Annotated in this window: 11 protein-coding genes; 1 reads left to right on the forward strand and 10 read right to left on the reverse strand. The window is 73.5% G+C overall.

The window, feature by feature from the left end:
* Entirely contained in the window at positions 1-546 is a 546-nt protein-coding gene (locus tag BS73_RS14715; RefSeq protein WP_084704067.1) for a GtrA family protein, read from the forward strand.
* On the opposite strand, the gene BS73_RS40355 is transcribed toward BS73_RS14715, so the two are convergent.
* The 10 genes from BS73_RS40355 to BS73_RS14760 form a co-directional block, all read right to left on the reverse strand.
* Positions 537-671, reverse strand: coding sequence for a hypothetical protein (locus tag BS73_RS40355; RefSeq protein ID WP_265736858.1), 135 nt, complete (start codon positions 669-671; stop codon positions 537-539). The genes BS73_RS14715 and BS73_RS40355 overlap by 10 nt on opposite strands.
* 315 nt (positions 672-986) lie before the next feature.
* Positions 987-2,573 carry a phosphoglycerate dehydrogenase gene (serA, locus tag BS73_RS14720; protein ID WP_037572577.1) on the reverse strand — a complete coding sequence of 529 codons (1,587 nt, stop codon included), beginning with the start codon at positions 2,571-2,573 and terminating at the stop codon, positions 987-989.
* Positions 2,574-2,878: 305 nt separating this feature from the next.
* The gene (ilvC, locus tag BS73_RS14725) at positions 2,879-3,877 is read right to left on the reverse strand and encodes a ketol-acid reductoisomerase (RefSeq protein WP_037572580.1); all 999 of its coding nucleotides are present in this window, start codon (positions 3,875-3,877) and stop codon (positions 2,879-2,881) included.
* Positions 3,878-4,126: 249 nt separating this feature from the next.
* Positions 4,127-4,651, reverse strand: coding sequence for an acetolactate synthase small subunit (gene ilvN, locus BS73_RS14730; RefSeq protein ID WP_037572583.1), 525 nt, complete (start codon positions 4,649-4,651; stop codon positions 4,127-4,129).
* A 14-nt stretch (positions 4,652-4,665) separates the two neighbouring features.
* Positions 4,666-6,522 (reverse strand): acetolactate synthase large subunit, encoded by a 1,857-nt coding sequence (locus BS73_RS14735; RefSeq protein WP_037572586.1) that lies wholly within the window; start codon positions 6,520-6,522, stop codon positions 4,666-4,668.
* A gap of 389 nt (positions 6,523-6,911) precedes the next feature.
* A complete protein-coding gene (locus BS73_RS14740) occupies positions 6,912-10,049 on the reverse strand; it encodes a putative bifunctional diguanylate cyclase/phosphodiesterase (RefSeq protein WP_084704670.1) in 3,138 nt (1,045 codons plus the stop codon).
* A gap of 714 nt (positions 10,050-10,763) precedes the next feature.
* Positions 10,764-11,705, reverse strand: coding sequence for a 2-hydroxyacid dehydrogenase (locus tag BS73_RS14745; protein WP_037572589.1), 942 nt, complete (start codon positions 11,703-11,705; stop codon positions 10,764-10,766).
* A gap of 108 nt (positions 11,706-11,813) precedes the next feature.
* Positions 11,814-12,665, reverse strand: coding sequence for an SAM-dependent methyltransferase (locus BS73_RS14750; protein WP_063836995.1), 852 nt, complete (start codon positions 12,663-12,665; stop codon positions 11,814-11,816).
* Positions 12,666-12,736: 71 nt separating this feature from the next.
* Positions 12,737-15,793 carry a helix-turn-helix transcriptional regulator gene (locus tag BS73_RS14755; protein ID WP_084704068.1) on the reverse strand — a complete coding sequence of 1,019 codons (3,057 nt, stop codon included), beginning with the start codon at positions 15,791-15,793 and terminating at the stop codon, positions 12,737-12,739.
* 32 nt (positions 15,794-15,825) lie between these two features.
* Positions 15,826-16,011, reverse strand: coding sequence for a hypothetical protein (locus BS73_RS14760; RefSeq protein WP_037572598.1), 186 nt, complete (start codon positions 16,009-16,011; stop codon positions 15,826-15,828).
* Positions 16,012-16,031 lie beyond the last annotated feature (20 nt).

Below are 16,031 nucleotides of genomic sequence, written 5' to 3' on the forward strand. Positions count from 1 at the left end.
ATGCCGACGACCGTGCAGAGGCTGCGCCCGCAACTGGCGCAGATCGTCCGTTTCGCCCTGGTCGGCGGGGTGAACACCGGGACGTTCTACGTCGGCTACCGGCTGCTGCTGCACACCGGGATGCCGTACTTCATCGCGTACACGCTGGCGTTCATCATCAGCATGGTCGGGTCGTTCTTCATGAACACCTACTTCACCTACCGCACCAGGCCGACCTGGCGGAAGTTCCTCTTCTTCCCGCTGACCAACCTGACCAACTACGTGGTCACCAGCGTGGGGACGCTGGTGCTGGTCAACGGGCTCGGCCTGGACAAGCGGTACGCGCCGCTGCTGGCCGCGGTGGCCGCGATCCCCTTCACCTACCTGCTGTCGAAGCGGATCCTGCTGCGCGGCCACACCGACCCGGCCACGCCGGCCGAGGGCGCCGGCCCGCCGGCCACGGTCGCGGGGGCCACCGCCTCGGCGGCCGCCCCTTCCGCGCCTTCCGCGCCCTCTTCGCCTTCCGCGCCCTCCGCAGCCAAGACCAGGGCGTCTACTCAGCCCTGATCCTCCGGGGCGCCGTTGTCCCTGCGGTCGAGGGCGCGCTGGAGGGCGGCGGCGGCGTTGCGGCGGGCCTCGGCGGCATCGGCCCGGCGCTGGTCGTCTGCGTGGTAACGGTAGGGCTTGTGCATGACACGGCTCCCCTCGCGACAAGGCGAAAAAGCGCATCTGCGCGCTGCTGGCGGGAACTGCTGGTGGAGACCGGGTGCGAGGGTGGGCACCGGGAAGCGCCGGATCGCGCCTGTGCGGCGGGCAGCAGGGATCGCCTGCGCGGCATCGCCTGACGGCGTCGGCTTCGCTTTTCTCACGGTACGACGGCGGGCCGTCGCTGTCTGCACAATTACTCGGACTTCCTACTATCCGAGACGGCAATCACCCGGACGGGGCGTGCGGCGCCCCGTCCGGGTGAGTTGAGCGTGCGGCGGACCGGCCGGCTCAGGGCCGGCTCAGTTGGCCAGGTCGACCGAGCGGGCGAACTTGGCGCCGATCTCGCCGACGATCTCGGCCAGCACCGGCTGCGGGATCTCCCGGTCGACGGTCAGCGAGACCAGCGCGTCACCGCTCTCGGTGTCCGGGGAGACCTGCATCCCCTCGATGTTGATCTCGGCGTCGCCGAGGATCCGGCCCAGGGTGCCGACCACTCCCGGCCGGTCCTGGTAGCGGAAGAAGGCCATGTGGTCGGTGAGGATCACGTCCACGTCGAAGCTGTCCACGCCGACGATCTTCTGGATCCGCTTCGGGCCGGAGAGGGTGCCGGAGACCGAGACGGTCCGGCCGTCGTTCAGGGTGCCGCGGACGCTGATCACGTTGCGGTGGTCCGGGGACTCGGAGGTGGTGGTCAGCCGGACCTCCAGGCCGCGCTCCTGGGCGAAGAGCGGCGCGTTGACGTAGGAGACCGTCTCGGCGACGACGTCCTCGAAGACGCCCTTCAGCGCGGAGAGTTCGAGGACCTTGACGTCGTGCTGGGTGATCTCGCCGCGGACCTCCACGTCCAGGCGGACGGCGACCTCGCCCGCGAGGGCGGTGAAGATCCGGCCTAGGCGCTCGGCGAGCGGGAGGCCGGGGCGGACGTCCTCGGCGATGACCCCGCCCTGGACGTTGACCGCGTCCGGGACCAGCTCGCCGGCCAGGGCCAGGCGGACCGACTTGGCCACCGCGATGCCGGCCTTCTCCTGGGCCTCGTCGGTGGAGGCGCCGAGGTGCGGGGTGCAGACCACGTTGTCGAAGCCGAAGAGCGGCGAGTCGGTGCAGGGCTCCGAGGAGTAGACGTCCAGGCCGGCGCCGGCCACCCGGCCGTCCTTCAGCGCGGAGATCAGGGCCCCCTCGTCCACGATCCCGCCGCGGGCGGCGTTCACGATCCGGACGGTGGGCTTGACCTTGTGGAGGGCCTCGTCGCCGATCAGGCCCAGGGTCTCCGGGGTCTTCGGGAGGTGGACCGTGATGAAGTCGGACACCTCGAGCAGTTCGTCGAGGGAGAGCAGCTTGACGCCCATCTGGGCGGCGCGGGCGGCCTGGATGTAGGGGTCGTAGGCGACCACCTTCATGCCGAAGGCCGACATCCGCTGGGCGACCAGGACGCCGATCCGGCCGAGGCCGACCACCCCGAGGGTCTTCTCGGCGAGCTCGACGCCGGTGTACTTGCTGCGCTTCCACTCGCCCTGCTTCAGGGCGGCGGTGGCGGCCGGGATGTGACGGGCCGTCGAGATCAGGAGGCCGCAGGCGAGTTCGGCGGCGGTGACGATGTTGGAGGTGGGGGCGTTCACCACCATCACACCGGCCTTGGTGGCGGCCTGGACGTCCACGTTGTCCAGGCCGACGCCGGCGCGGGCGATCACCTTGAGGTTCTGCGCCGCCGCGATGGCCTCGGCGTCCATCTTGGTCGCGGAGCGGATCAGGACGGCGTCCACCTCGGCGAGGGCGGGGAGGAGCTGGGCGCGGTCCGCGCCGTTGCAGGTGCGGATCTCGAAGTCGGGGCCGAGGGCGTCGACGGTCGCGGGGGAGAGCTCTTCTGCGATGAGAACGACAGGCTTCAACGGTGGTCCTAACCTCGCGGGCGGGTTCTCGCGGTGCGCGCTTCGCCGAGCGCGTACCGCCACAGTAGCCACGAGGGGTGGAACGCTTTTCGCCTGTTTGGCAGGTGCGGAGGGGACGGCCCTGCCGGACTGGACAATCCGCCCCGGCCCCCGGAGGTCAGTGGCCTGCCGAAGCGCGCGGTTCCCCGCGCCCCTTTCCGGCCCTTCGGGCCGCTGCGCCCAAGGCGCAGAAAAGGGGCGCGGGGAACCGCGCGGCCAGCCCGCTACGGCGGGAGAGCGGCCGACGAGCGGTCAGTCGACGCCCGTCACGCCTCTTCGTCGACCCAGGACATCAGCTTGCGGAGCTTGCTGCCGGTCTCGGCGAGGAGGGAGGACTCGTCGGCCTTCTTGTACTCGTTGTACTTCGGGAGGCCGGCCTTGTACTCGGCCATCCAGGCGTTGGCGAAGGAGCCGTCCTGGATGTCGCCCAGGATCTTCTTCATCTCGGCCTTGGTGGCGTCGGTGATGACCCGCGGGCCGGAGACGTAGTCGCCCCACTCGGCGGTCTCGGAGACCGACCAGCGCATCTTCTCCAGGCCGCCCTCGTAGATCAGGTCGACGATGAGCTTCAGCTCGTGGAGGCACTCGAAGTAGGCGATCTCGGGCTGGTAGCCCGCCTCGACCAGGGTCTCGAAGCCGGCCTTGATCAGCGCGGAGGTGCCACCGCAGAGCACGGCCTGCTCGCCGAAGAGGTCGGTCTCGGTCTCCTCGGTGAAGGTGGTCTTGATGACGCCGGCGCGGGTGCCGCCGATGCCCTTCGCGTAGGAGAGGCCGAGGGCCAGCGCGTTGCCGGAGGCGTCCTGCTCGACGGCGACGATGCAGGGGACGCCGCGGCCTTCCTCGTACTGGCGGCGGACCAGGTGGCCCGGGCCCTTCGGGGCGACCATGATGACGTCGACGTTCGCCGGCGGCTTGATGAAGCCGAAGCGGATGTTGAAGCCGTGGCCGAAGAAGATCGCGTCGCCGTCCTTGAGGTGCGGCTCCACCGACTCCTTGTAGACGTCGCCCTGGATGGGGTCCGGCACCAGGATCATGATGACGTCGGCCTCGGCGGCCGCCTCGGCGGGGGTCACCACGCGCAGGCCCTGCTCCTCGGCCTTGGCGCGGGACTTCGAGCCCTCCTTCAGGCCGACCCGGACGTCCACGCCCGAGTCGCGGAGGGAGAGGGCGTGCGCGTGGCCCTGGCTGCCGTAGCCGAGGACCGCCACCTTCCGGCCCTGGATGATGGACAGATCGGCGTCGTCGTCGTAGAACAGCTCGGCCACGGTGGGCGTCTCCTTCTTCTTGCGGTTCCTGCGGGGCAGCGTACGCGCCGCGCGGGGTTGATCGTTCGGGATGGTCGGGTGGTGAGACGAAGCGCGTCGGGCCGAGGCCTGCTGAGCCCCCGTGGCCCTTCCCGCACCGGTGGACCGCGCCTGGCAGGGTGGGCCGGCGGCGGTCTCGGCGGGGTGCCGGCGAGCGGGCGGGTGGCCCCTCGCGCGGCGTGGGTGAGCGGCGTGGGTGAGCGGCGTGGGTTACGCGCTGCGGTCCAGCGCCCGGAGGGAGCGGTCGGTGATGGAGCGGGCTCCGCGGCCGATGGCGACCATGCCGGACTGGACGAGCTCCTTGATGCCGAAGGGCTCCAGCATCCGGAGCATCGCCTCCAGCTTGTCCGAGCTGCCGGTGGCCTCGATGGTGACGGCGTCCGGGGAGACGTCGACCGTCTTGGCGCGGAACAGCTGCACGATCTCGACGATCTGCGAGCGGGTCTCGTTGTCCGCCCGGACCTTCGCCAGGACCAGTTCGCGACGGACCGCCTGCTCGGGGTCGAGCTCGACGATCTTTATCACGTTGACCAGCTTGTTGAGCTGCTTGGTGACCTGCTCCAGCGGCAGGTCCTCCACCGCGACGACGATGGTCATCCGGGAGATGTCGGGGTGCTCGGTCGGTCCGACGGCCAGCGATTCGATGTTGAATCCGCGGCGGGAGAACAGGGCCGCGATCCGGGCCAGCACGCCGGGCTTGTTCTCGACCAGGACGGAGAGGGTGTGCTTGGACATGTTCTGACGCTCTCTCACTCTTCGTTGTCGCCGAAGTCGGGGCGGACGTCGCGGGCGGCCATGATCTCGTCGTTGTTGGTGCCGGCGGCGACCATCGGCCAGACCATCGCGTCCTGGTGGACGATGAAGTCGATGACCACCGGGGCGTCGTTCAGCGAACGCGCCTGCTCGATCACCGCGTCCAGCTGGTCCGGGGACTCGCAGCGCAGCCCGTGGCAGCCCATCGCCTCGGCGAGCTTCACGAAGTCCGGGATCCGGGTGCCCTGGGCCGGCTGCTCCTTGCCGTCGTGCCCGGGGCCGGAGTGGAGCACGGTGTTGGAGTAGCGCTCGTTGTAGAAGAGGGTCTGCCACTGCCGCACCATGCCGAGCGAGCCGTTGTTGATCACGGCCACCTTGATCGGGATGTTGTTCAGCGCGCAGGTGACCAGCTCCTGGTTGGTCATCTGGAAGCAGCCGTCGCCGTCGATCGCCCACACCTCGGTGCCGGGCTGACCCGCCTTGGCGCCCATCGCCGCCGGGACGGCGTAGCCCATGGTGCCGGCGCCGCCGGAGTTCAGCCAGGTCGCGGGGTGCTCGAACTGGATGAACTGGGAGGCCCACATCTGGTGCTGGCCCACGCCGGCCGCGTAGATCGCGTCCGGGCCGACCAGCTGCCCGATCCGCTCGATCACCTGCTGCGGCGTCAGCAGACCGTCCGGAGCCGGGTCCCAGCCCAGGGGGTAGGTCTTCCGCCAGCCGCCCAGCTGCTCCCACCAGGCGGTGTAGTCGCAGGCGCCGGGGGTGTGGTCGAGCTCGTTCTGGACCGCGACGATCAGGTCGGCCAGCACCTCGCGGGCGTCGCCGACGATCGGCACGTCCGCGGCCCGGTTCTTGCCGATCTCCGCCGGGTCGATGTCCGCGTGGACGATGGTCGCGTACGGGGCGAAGCCGTCCAGCTTGCCGGTCACCCGGTCGTCGAAGCGGGCGCCCAGGGCGATGATCAGGTCGGCCTTCTGCAGCGAGGTGACGGCGGCCACCGTGCCGTGCATCCCGGGCATCCCCAGGTGCTGCGGGTGGGAGTCGGGGAAGGCGCCGATGCCCATCAGGGTGGTGGTCACCGGGGCCTTGGTCAGCTCGGCCAGGATCTTCAGCTCGGCCGTGGCCCGGGCCTTGAGCACGCCGCCGCCGACGTACAGCACCGGGCGCCTGGCCTGCGCCAGCAGCCGGGCGGCCTCCCGGATCTGCTTGCCGTGCGGGCGGGTCACCGGGCGGTAGCCGGGCAGCTGGTGCTCGACCGGCCAGCGGAACACGGTCTGCTTCTGCATCGCGTCCTTGGCGACGTCCACCAGCACCGGGCCGGGACGGCCGGTGGCCGCGATGTGGAAGGCCTCCGAGATCACCCGCGGGATGTCCGCCGCGTCGGTGACCAGGAAGTTGTGCTTGGTGATCGGCATCGTGATGCCGCAGATGTCCGCCTCCTGGAAGGCGTCCGTGCCGATCGAGGTGGAGGCCACCTGGCCGGTGATGGCGACCATCGGCACCGAGTCCATGTAGGCGTCGGCGATCGGGGTGACCAGGTTGGTCGCGCCCGGGCCCGAGGTCGCCATGCACACCCCGACCTTGCCGGTGGCCTGCGCGTACCCGGTGGCGGCGTGGCCGGCGCCCTGCTCGTGGCGGACCAGCACGTGCCGCAGCTTCTCGGAGTCCATCAGCGGGTCGTAGGCCGGGAGGATCGCGCCGCCCGGGAGGCCGAAGACGGTGTCGACGCCGACCGCTTCGAGGGAGCGGATGAGGGACTGTGCGCCGGACATGGTCTCGGCGACGGTCGGTTGGGCGGCGCCGGCGTCTGCCGATGCCTCCCCGCGATGGTGGGCGGCGGCCTGCTCAGTCATCTGCCTGTCTCTTCTCGGCTGAGGGTGGCGGGTTCGAGAGGGGGGTGCTGGGGGCTGGGGCCCCGTCGGGATCCGAGCGGTCCGAGCGGCGAGGCTGCGAACCCGTTGGAGCAACAAAAAACCCCTCGTGCCTGAGGCATGCGAGGGGGGCGCGTCGGTGGGTGGTGGTCAGCCGACGCGCTTGCCAAGTACGAGAATTCGGGTGCGCATGGCCTTGACCTTCCTCCTGGCCCCTGGTCGCTGTCAAGCTCATGGGACGCGGATCTCACCATTCGGACCAGTGCGGGGGCAGCGGGGAAGCCCGCGTCCGGGCAGGCGTCTGCGCAGCTCGGCGCAGTGATGAAGGGCACTTTCCGGGGTCTCTCCGCGGGGTCGGCGGGCGGCGCGTCTCACACCCCGTCAGGCGCGGGCGCCGGCCGCGGGGGGCCGGCCGGCCCGCCGGGGTCCACCGCGGGTGCCGCGCGTCCGGGGCTCGCCGTCTCGGGGCTGGCCGTCTCGGGGCCGGCCGATTCGGGGCTCGCCGCTGCGGGGCTCGGCGATCGGGGGCTGGGCGGCCCCGGGTCGGCCGGATCCGCCGGGCCCGCGGGTGGCTCCGCGGCCGACCGGGTCGCCGGGGCTGCCGGGGTCGCCGGAGCAGCCGGCGTTCCGGACGGTGCCGGGGCCCCGTCGGGCTCGCAGGCCGGGAGGGGGAACGGGCGGCCGACCACCGCGGCCAGCCGCGCGTCGTCCAGCGTCCCGGCGAAGAGCCGGCCGGTGCCGCGGGCGCAGCCGGCCGCGCGCAGCACCGCCGCCTGCTCCGGCAGGTCCACCCCGTCCGCGACCGTGGTGAGCCCCAGCTCCCGGCCGAGGCCGAGCAGCGAGCCGGCCAGGCTCCGCAGGAAGCCGGACTCGGCGATCCCCTCCACCACCCCGCGGTCCAGGGTGAGCTGGTCGAGCGGCAGCCGGCGCAGCCCGCTCAGCGGGGCCGCGCCGCCGCCGATGCCGTCCAGCGACAGGCCGACGCCGAGCCGCTTGAGCGCCAGCATCCGGCGCACCAGCTGGTCGAAGTCGCCGACGCCGGGCTCCCCCGGCTCGTTGCCGGTGAGGGCGAGGACCAGGGTGCGCGGGGGCAGCGCGTGCCGGCGCAGCGCCTCCGCCACGGTCTCGACCAGGCCGGGCCCGGCCAGCCGGTAGCCGGGCAGCCGCACGGTCACCGGGTACGGCCGGCCGTCTCGGCGGCGGGCCCGGGCAGCCGCCCTGGCCACCGCCTGCTCGACGCTCCACCGGGCCAGCCGGGCCGCCCGCTCCCCGCCGCCCGCCGTGCGGAGGAACTCGGCCGGGGTGATCAGGCCGCCCTGGGCGGTGCGCCAGCGGGGCTGCGCGGTGAGGCCGGTGACCTCCCCGGTCGCCAGGTCCACCACCGGCTGGTGGAGGAGGGCGAACTCGCCCTCCCGCACGGCCGCCCGCAGCCGCTGCTCCCGCTCGGCGCGGCGGACCAGCTCGGCCCTCAGCTCCGGGGTGTAGACGTGGACCCGGCCCTTGCCGTTGCGTTTCGCCCGGTACATCGCCAGGTCGGCGTTGCGTACCAGGTCGGCGGGCTCGATGCCGCGCTCGGCGTAGGCGATGCCGATGCTCGCGGCCACTCCGCGCTCCTCCCCCGCGATCCAGTACGGGGCGGAGACGGCGGTGCGCAGCCGGTCGGCGATGTCCCGGACCTGCTCCCGGGTGACCCGGCCGCCGATCAGCGCGGCGAACTCGTCCCCGCCGAGGCGGGCGACCGTGTCGCCGGCGCGGACCGTCTCCTGGAGCCGGCGGGCGGCGTGCACCAGCAGCTCGTCGCCGACCTGGTGGCCGGCGGTGTCGTTGACCGCCTTGAAGCCGTCCAGGTCGAGGTAGAGGACGGCGGTCGCCCCGGCGGCGTCCGCCGGGTCGCCGCCCTCGGCGGCACGGATCGCCTCGGCGGCCTCGGCGGCCGGCCGGTCGTCGGCGCGGCGGCCCTTGAGGGCGGCCCGCACCCGCTCGGTGAACAGGGCCCGGTTGGGCAGGTCGGTGAGCGGGTCGTGGTACGCGTTGTGCTGCAACTGGGCCTGCAGCCGCACCCGTTCGGTGACGTCCCGGCTGTTGAAGATCAGGCCGTCCTGGTAGCGGTTGACGGTGGACTCGACGTGCAGCCAGTCCCCGGTCCCGGAACGGATCCGGCACTCGATGCGGGCGGTGGGCTCGTCCTCCGGTCGCTTGGCGAGGTAGCGCTGCACCTCCCACAGCACATGGCCCCGGTCGTCCTGGTGGATCAGGTCGGTGAGCTGGGTGCCGACCAGCTGGCCGGCGTCCCGGCCGTAGACGCCGGTGGCGGCGGCGGAGACGTAGTGGAGGACGCCGTCCGGTCCTGCGATCATGATGACGTCCGACGAGCCCTGCACCAGGGACCTGAAGTGCCGCTCCTGGGTGGCGAGTTCACGGGCCAGGTGGAGGTTCTCCAGCAGCACCACCCCCTGGCGGACCAGCAGCGCGAAGACCACGGTGCAGCCGCAGACCAGCACGAAGCGGTCCATCGGGTGGTCGCCGAGGGCGTTGAACAGCAGCCCGACGGTGCAGACCGCGGCGGCGAGGTACGGGGTCAGCGCACTGAAAACGGTCGCCACCCGCCGACGCGGGGGGAGACCGTCCGACCCGTTCCCGCTGTCCGCGGGATCCGCCGCGGCAGCGGGGCCGGCGGCCCAGGGAACCCCGCGGCCGGCCCAGGGGGCGCGCGCCAGCAGCATGCTGCCGGCGAACCAGCCGGCGTCCAGCAGATGCCCGGAGTGGTACGAGCCGTTCACGGTGGCGTTGGTGAACAGCCCGTCGCAGAGGACGGTCACCGCCAGCGCCAGCGCGACGGTGTGCACCGCGGCCCGGTTGCCGTCCCGGCTGCGGAAGCGCAGCCCGAGGACCATGCTGATCAGCAGGATGTCCAGCACCGGGTAGGCCAGCGCCAGGGCGACATGGAGGGTGTTGCCTGCGCCCGCGGCGGCCCGGGACAGGGCCAGACTCCAGGAGAGGGTCAGCAGCGATCCGGCGATCAGCCAGCCGTCCAGCAGCAGGCAGAGCCAACCGGCGGCGCTCCGCGGCCGGTTGGCCAGCAGAAGGAGGCCGAGGATGGCCGGCGGCGCGAAGAACAGGAAGGCGAAGTCGGCCAGCGACGGGGTGGGGACGGAGACCCGCAGCACCACCTCGTACCAGCCCCAGGCGCCGTTGCCGACGGCGACCATCAGGGACGAGAAGCCGAAGCAGAGCCAGGCCGCGCGGGCCCTGGCGCGCGGCAGGCAGCCGTACGCCAGGCAGGACAGGGCCGCGATCAGGGCGCCCGCGGACAGCCCGAAGTCGCCCATGAAGTCGGCGAGTTCGAGATGGCGGCCCCAGTCCGTGGCGGAGCCGAGGCCGTAGCCCAGGCAGATCAGGAACAGCGCCAGCACGGGCAGGCCGGGGGCTCTGGACGACAGTCGGCCGGCGGGTCCGCGTGGGCGGCGGGACGGGCGGCGGCCGGGGCCGGCGGGGACGGCCGTGCCCAGGACCTGGTCCTGGGCCTGCCCCCGGGCACGGTCCCGGACCTGGTCCTGGCCTTGGGCGGCCGGGGCGTCGGCCGGGTCGCCCAGATAGTCCGGACAGCCGGAGCGGAGCGCGGCGCTGGGCAGCGCGTAGGCGTCCGCGCGCTCCCCCGGAGCCGGGCCGGCCTCGGCGGCGTAGGGCGCCCGCGGGCCGTCGGCGGCGCCGTAGGACTCGGCAGGCGAGGCCGAGCGGGCGGCGGGGACGGCGGGGACGGCGGCGGTCGTGGTCGCTGCGCTGTTCGTCGGGGTTGCTGGGGTCGTCTGTCCGGCCTGCCGGCCGGTGAGACGGCTTGTCGGTCGGCTCGTCGGGACCGTCTCCGCGGCGACACGGCGTTCCCGCCGGGTCTCCCGACGGGAACGGTCGTCGCGGCGAGTCGCGGCGGTCAGCACTGCGTCAGTGGTAGTCACCCGGGATCTCCCCCTCCGGCCCGGGTGTTCGCGGCGCAGGGGACACCGAGAATCCCGGGCCACACTCCTGCGGCCCCTCCTGCGATTGCTCCCCCCGAAGTACGCCTGGCTACGTGCGTTTCGGGCGTGACGCGCGCGACGGATGCGCCGGGCGTGCCTCGTGCTCCGGGGTTGGACGATACACCACAATCGTCACTCAGCGACATGCACACTCAACTCAGAGTAATGGGTAGGTGCACGGGCGCGTCGACCGATCCGGAAAGCGCCGGTTCACCCCCTGGCGACGAGGCCGGGCGGCTCCTCCCCCGCCTGATAGCAGAGCACCTGACGGCGCAGCAGGCGCAGCGCCCGCGGCAGGAAGGCCGAACTGGGGCCCCCGACATGGGGGGTGATCAGCACACCGGGCGCCTGCCACAGCGGGTGGCCGGCCGGCAGCGGCTCGGGGTCGGTGACGTCCAGGGCGGCGCGGAGCCGGCCCGACTCCAGCTCCGCGAGCAGCGCCTTGGTGTCCACGATCGGGCCGCGGGCGACGTTGACCAGCAGCGCCCCGTCCTTCATCGCGGCCAGGAACTCGGCGTCGACGAGGCCGCGGGACTGGTCGGTGAGGGGCAGCACCAGGATCACCAGGTCGGCGTCCGGCAGCAGTCCGGGGAGCTCGGAGATCGCGTGCACGCGCCCTGCGGGTGCTTCGCGCGCGGAGCGTGCGACGCGGACGATCTCCGCGCATTCGAAGGGGCGGAGCCGGTCCTCGATCGCGGTGCCGATCGATCCGTAGCCGACGATGAGCACCCGGCGGTCCGCGAGGGAGGGGTGGAACTCCTGCTTCCACAGGCCCTGTGCCTGGTTGCGGACGAACTGCGGGACGCCGCGGAGGGAGGCGAGGGCGAGGGTCACGGCGAGCTCTGCGGTGCTGGCGTCGTGGAGGCCGCGGGCGTTGCAGGCGGCTACGCCGGGGGGCAGGTGCGGGAGGAGGTCGTCGACGCCGGCGGTGAGGGTCTGCACCAGGCGCAGGGCCGGGAGTCGGGTGAGGAGGGGGACGGCCTTCGCCGTCCTGAGATAGGGCAGGCAGAAGAACTCGACGTGGGCGAGGGCCTCCGGGGCGGGGGGCGGGGTGCTGCCGTCCCATACGGCGACGGGGAGTTCCGGCGGGAGGCCGCCGATCTCCTCGGGAGGGTAGGGGAGAAGGTAGCGGGCAGGTTGATCGGTCGTCATGGGTTCGACTGTAGGACTGCGGCGTGCCGGGTGTTCCTCTTCGCCCCCGTCCCGCCCCGGGTCCTGCGCCGGGCCCCGGCGAGCCCGAGGGGCCCACCGGGGCGGGGTTCAGCGCTTGACGGCGAGGACGCCGTGCAGCGGGAGCGGGGACGTGGGTGTCGGCGCGAGGTCCGGGCGCCACTTCCCGACCGGGACCAGGCCGGGGGCCACCGGGACGCAGCCGGCCAGCAGCGCCAGGACCTCGGTGGGGGTCCGGGGGTGGACGCCGCCGGTCGACGGCCGGTAGATCTCATCGGCCACCGCCGCGGCGGCGGACCGGGGTTCGCCGTCCGGACCGTCCCGGACGCCGTGGCTCAGGACGATCACGCTGCCCCGGGCCAGCGGCCGCAGCAGCCGCTCGACGATCCGGCGAGGCTGCGCCTCGTCCTCCACGAAGTGGAGGACGGCGCAGAGCACCAGCGCGACCGGCCGGCCGAGGTCGATCACCCGGGCCAGCTCCTCCGCGGCGAGGATCTTCTCGGGGTCCCGGAGATCCGCCTGGAGCACCCCGAGCCGCCCGCGCTCCGCGGCGGCCGGCAGCGCCCGGGCGTGCACCGGGACGATCGGGTCGTTGTCGACGTAGAGCACCCGGGCCGCCGGTTCCACGGCCTGGGCGATCTCGTGGGTATGTCCGGCCGTGGGGATGCCGGTGCCGATGTCGAGAAACTGACGAACCCCCAACTCCTCGGCGGCGTAGCGGACCGCGCGCTGCATGAAGGCCCGGTTGGCCACCGCCACCGAGCGCACCTCCGGCTCCGCGGCGAGCAGTCGCTCGGCCGCCGCGCGGTCCACCGGGAAGTTGTCCTTGCCGCCGAGCAGGTAGTCGTAGACGCGCGCCGGGTGGGGGATGTCGGCGCGCAGTTCTGCGGAGGGAGCGGGCCCCGGGAATTCTCCGGAGACCCGCATCCAATCAGTCGACATGTCGGGATCGTAGGGCGAAGCCTTCACAGCAGTGACGACTTCGCGCAAATACCGAGAAGAAGCGGTCGGGATCAGCCAGGAAGCAATCGCAGCCGGTGTGCCAGCGCCGCGGCCTCGCCCCTGCTGCCCACGGCCAGCTTGCCGAGGATGTGGGAGACGTGGACGCTCGCCGTCTTGGGCGAGATGTACAGCTCCTCGGCGATCCCGCGGTTGGACCGGCCCTCGACCACCAGCCGCAGCACGTCCCGTTCCCGGCGGGTGAGGCCGTACCCGTCCAACGGGTCCGCGTCGGCGGCCTCCTGGCGCTCCGCCGGCTTCGGCTGCTGCTCCTCCAGCGGCAGCCGGGTGCGGCCGGCCAGCAGGAGGATCTCGCCCTGGAGGTGGAGGTCCCCGCGCCGGCGCGCGACCTCGTCCGCCCGGCGCAGCAGCCGCGCGGCCTCCTCCCGCCGCTCCTGCCCGGCCGCGGCCTCCGCCTCCGCCGCCCGGTAGAGGGCCTCGCAGAGGGGGTAGAGGAGCCCGGTGGCCTCCAGCAGCTCCACCGCCCGGTGGTAGAGCCCCGGCTCCGACGCGCCTTCCGCGCGGGCGAGTTCGGCGGTCAGCAGCGCCGACCAGGCGACCGTGACCGGCCCGTGCACCGGCTGCGCGGCGGCCGCCTCCCGGATGCGCTCCAGCAGCACGGCCCGCTCCGCCGGTCCGCCCTCGGCGCCGGGCAGGCCCCGGGCGTCGGCCAGCGAGGTGGCGCCGTGCACCAGCAGCGGCCAGGTGTAACGGGCCTGGCGGCCGCGCGGGGCGTAGTCCAGCGCGCGCTCCAGCTCGCCCCGCGCCTCGGCGTACCGGCCCTGGCGGGTGTGCAGCCGGACGGCGACGTCGAACAGCGGCAGCAGATACTGCGCCTGTTGCAGGACCACCGACTCGCGGGCCCGGCAGAGCGCCGCCGCGGCCTCCTCGACGTCGCCGCGCAGCAGCGCCAGCTCGGCGCGCAGCCGCTCGGGGAAGGTGGTGTGCTTCCGCGGGCCGGCCGGGACCTCGTCGCGCGCCCTCTCCAGCAGCACCGCCGCCTCCTCCACCCGGCCCAGGCTCAGCAGCGACTCGGCCTGGTTGCCGAGGAGCACCAGCAGGTCGGGGCTGGACCGGCCGAAGGCGGCGACGTACGCGGCCCCCTCGGCGGCCAGCCTGGCCGCGTCCTCGGAGCGGCCCAGCCCCTCGTAGACGTCGGAGAAGTTGACGTACGCCCTGCTGACCACGTCCGGGTCGGTGGACTCGCGGGCCCGGCCGAGGACCCCGACCAGGTCGTCGAAGCCCTGCACGGCCTGCCCGAAGTGGGTGCGCAGCACGGCCAGGGTGATCCGGGCGTGCAGCTCGGCGCGCTCGTCCCCCACCTCGCGGGCGATCTCCACCGCCCGCTCCGCCGTGACCAGGTCCTCCTCGTTCGGCGCGTCCACCATCTCGCAGGCGGCCAGCCGGCTCAGCACCTCGGACTGGACGGCGCTCGGCGGCAGCGCCGCCAGCAGGGCGCGGGCGCGCTGGAGTTCGGGGCGGCCGTCGCTGCGGCCGGTGGAGCCGGCCATCCGGGAGCGCTGGTACCAGAACCAGGCCGCGCGGACCGGGTCCTCCCGCTCGTCGACCAGCCGCAGGCCCTCCTTGGTCAGCACGTAGCCGCGTTCGCGCTCGCCGGAGAGCCGGGCGGCGACCACGGCCTCGGCGAGGGCGTCCAGGTAGTTGAGGGCGGAGTGGTCGTGCGACGGGTCCTCGCAGGCGCAGGCCGGGTACGACTCGGCGTAGTCGATGTCGCGGAGGCCGGCCAGCACCTCGTCGGGCACCAGGTGCCACAGTTCGAGGGCGCGGCCGAGCATCTGGAACTGCTCGGCGAAGGCGTTGCGGCGGCGGGCCGCGCGGGCCGCGTGGAGGGCGTGCGGAAGGGCGCGCGAGGGGTCGCCGGCGCAGGTCCAGTAGCGGGTGAGCCGGGCGGCCCGGGCGTCGGCGGGGACCAGCGACGGGTCGGCCTCGATCGCCTCCGCGTAGCGCCGGTTGAAGCGGCCGGACTCGCCGGGCAGCAGATCGTCCGCCACGGCCTCGCGGACCAGGGCGTGCCGGAAGCGGTAGCCGGCCCAGTCGTCGGTGGGCCGGATGATGTTGGCGTCCACCGCGCTCCGCAGCGCGGCCGCGAGCCGGTCCTCGGAGAGGTCGTCGAGGACGGCGGCGAGCAGCGCGTACTCCACCGAGGAGCCGCCCTCGGCGAGCACCCGCAGCATCCGCTGGGTGTCCTCGGGCAGCCCCTCGACGCGGACCAGCAGCAGGTCGCGGAGGGAGTCGGTGAGGCCCGATGTGCAGCCCTGCTGGTGGCTGACGGCGAGCTCCTCGACGAAGAACGGGATGCCGTCGGAGCGGCGGTGGATCCTGGCGGCGAGGGGCGCGTCCGGGGCGCTGCCAAGGATGCCGGCGAGCTGGGCGGCGACCTCGGCCCGGCCCAGCCGCGGCAGTTCGAGCCGCTGGACGGTGCGCAGCCGCTCCAGCTCGGCGAGGAACGGGCGGAGCGGATGGCGGCGGTGGAGGTCGTCGGTGCGGTAGGTGCCGACGATGACCAGGCGGTAGCCGGTGCGGATGGAGCGGATGAGGTAGAGGAGGGTCTCCCGGGTCGAGCGGTCGGCCCAGTGGAGGTCCTCCACCGCCAGGACCACCGTGCGGTCGGCGGTGATCCGCTCGAAGAGGCGGGCCAGGTGGTCGAAGAGCCTGGCCCGGCCGTACTGGTCGTGCGGTTCGGCGACCGCCTCGCCCAGCTCCGGGAGGAGGCGGGCGAGATGGCCCTCGCTGCCGGAGAGCGCGGCGTCCAGCTCCGGGCCGAGCGCGCGGTGGAGCGCCCGCAGGGCGGTGACCAGCGGTGCGTAGGGCAGGCCCTCGGCGCCGATCTCGACGCAGCCGCCGAGGGCGACGAACGCTCCCTCGGCGGCTGCCCGGGCGGTGAACTCCTCCAGCACCCTGGTCTTGCCGACGCCGGCGTCCCCGCCGATCAGCAGCGCCTGCGGCTCGCCGGCGGAGGCGCGCTCGCGGGCGGCCTCCAGCGCGGCGAGTTCCGCCGAGCGGCCGACGAAGACGGGGCTGACCGGTATGCGCTCCACGTTCTGGAGCATGCCATACGGGTCCGACAGGGCTCGACGCGTTTTCACGCCCGCAGCCACCTGCGCAGCAGGGGGCGGTGGGAGGGATCCGGTTGGGACTCCGCCGGGGCGCTCCTGACGGGCCGTACGGGGGTCGTGCGGGCCTCGGCGAGGCGGCGGGCCTGCTCGGCGCGGGCGCGGAGCTCGGCTTCCCGCATCCGGAAGTACATGATGTCTGCGGCGACGCTCATGGTGTGGGGTCAACTCCTTG

Source organism: Phaeacidiphilus oryzae TH49, assembly GCF_000744815.1.
Lineage (GTDB): Bacteria > Actinomycetota > Actinomycetes > Streptomycetales > Streptomycetaceae > Phaeacidiphilus > Phaeacidiphilus oryzae.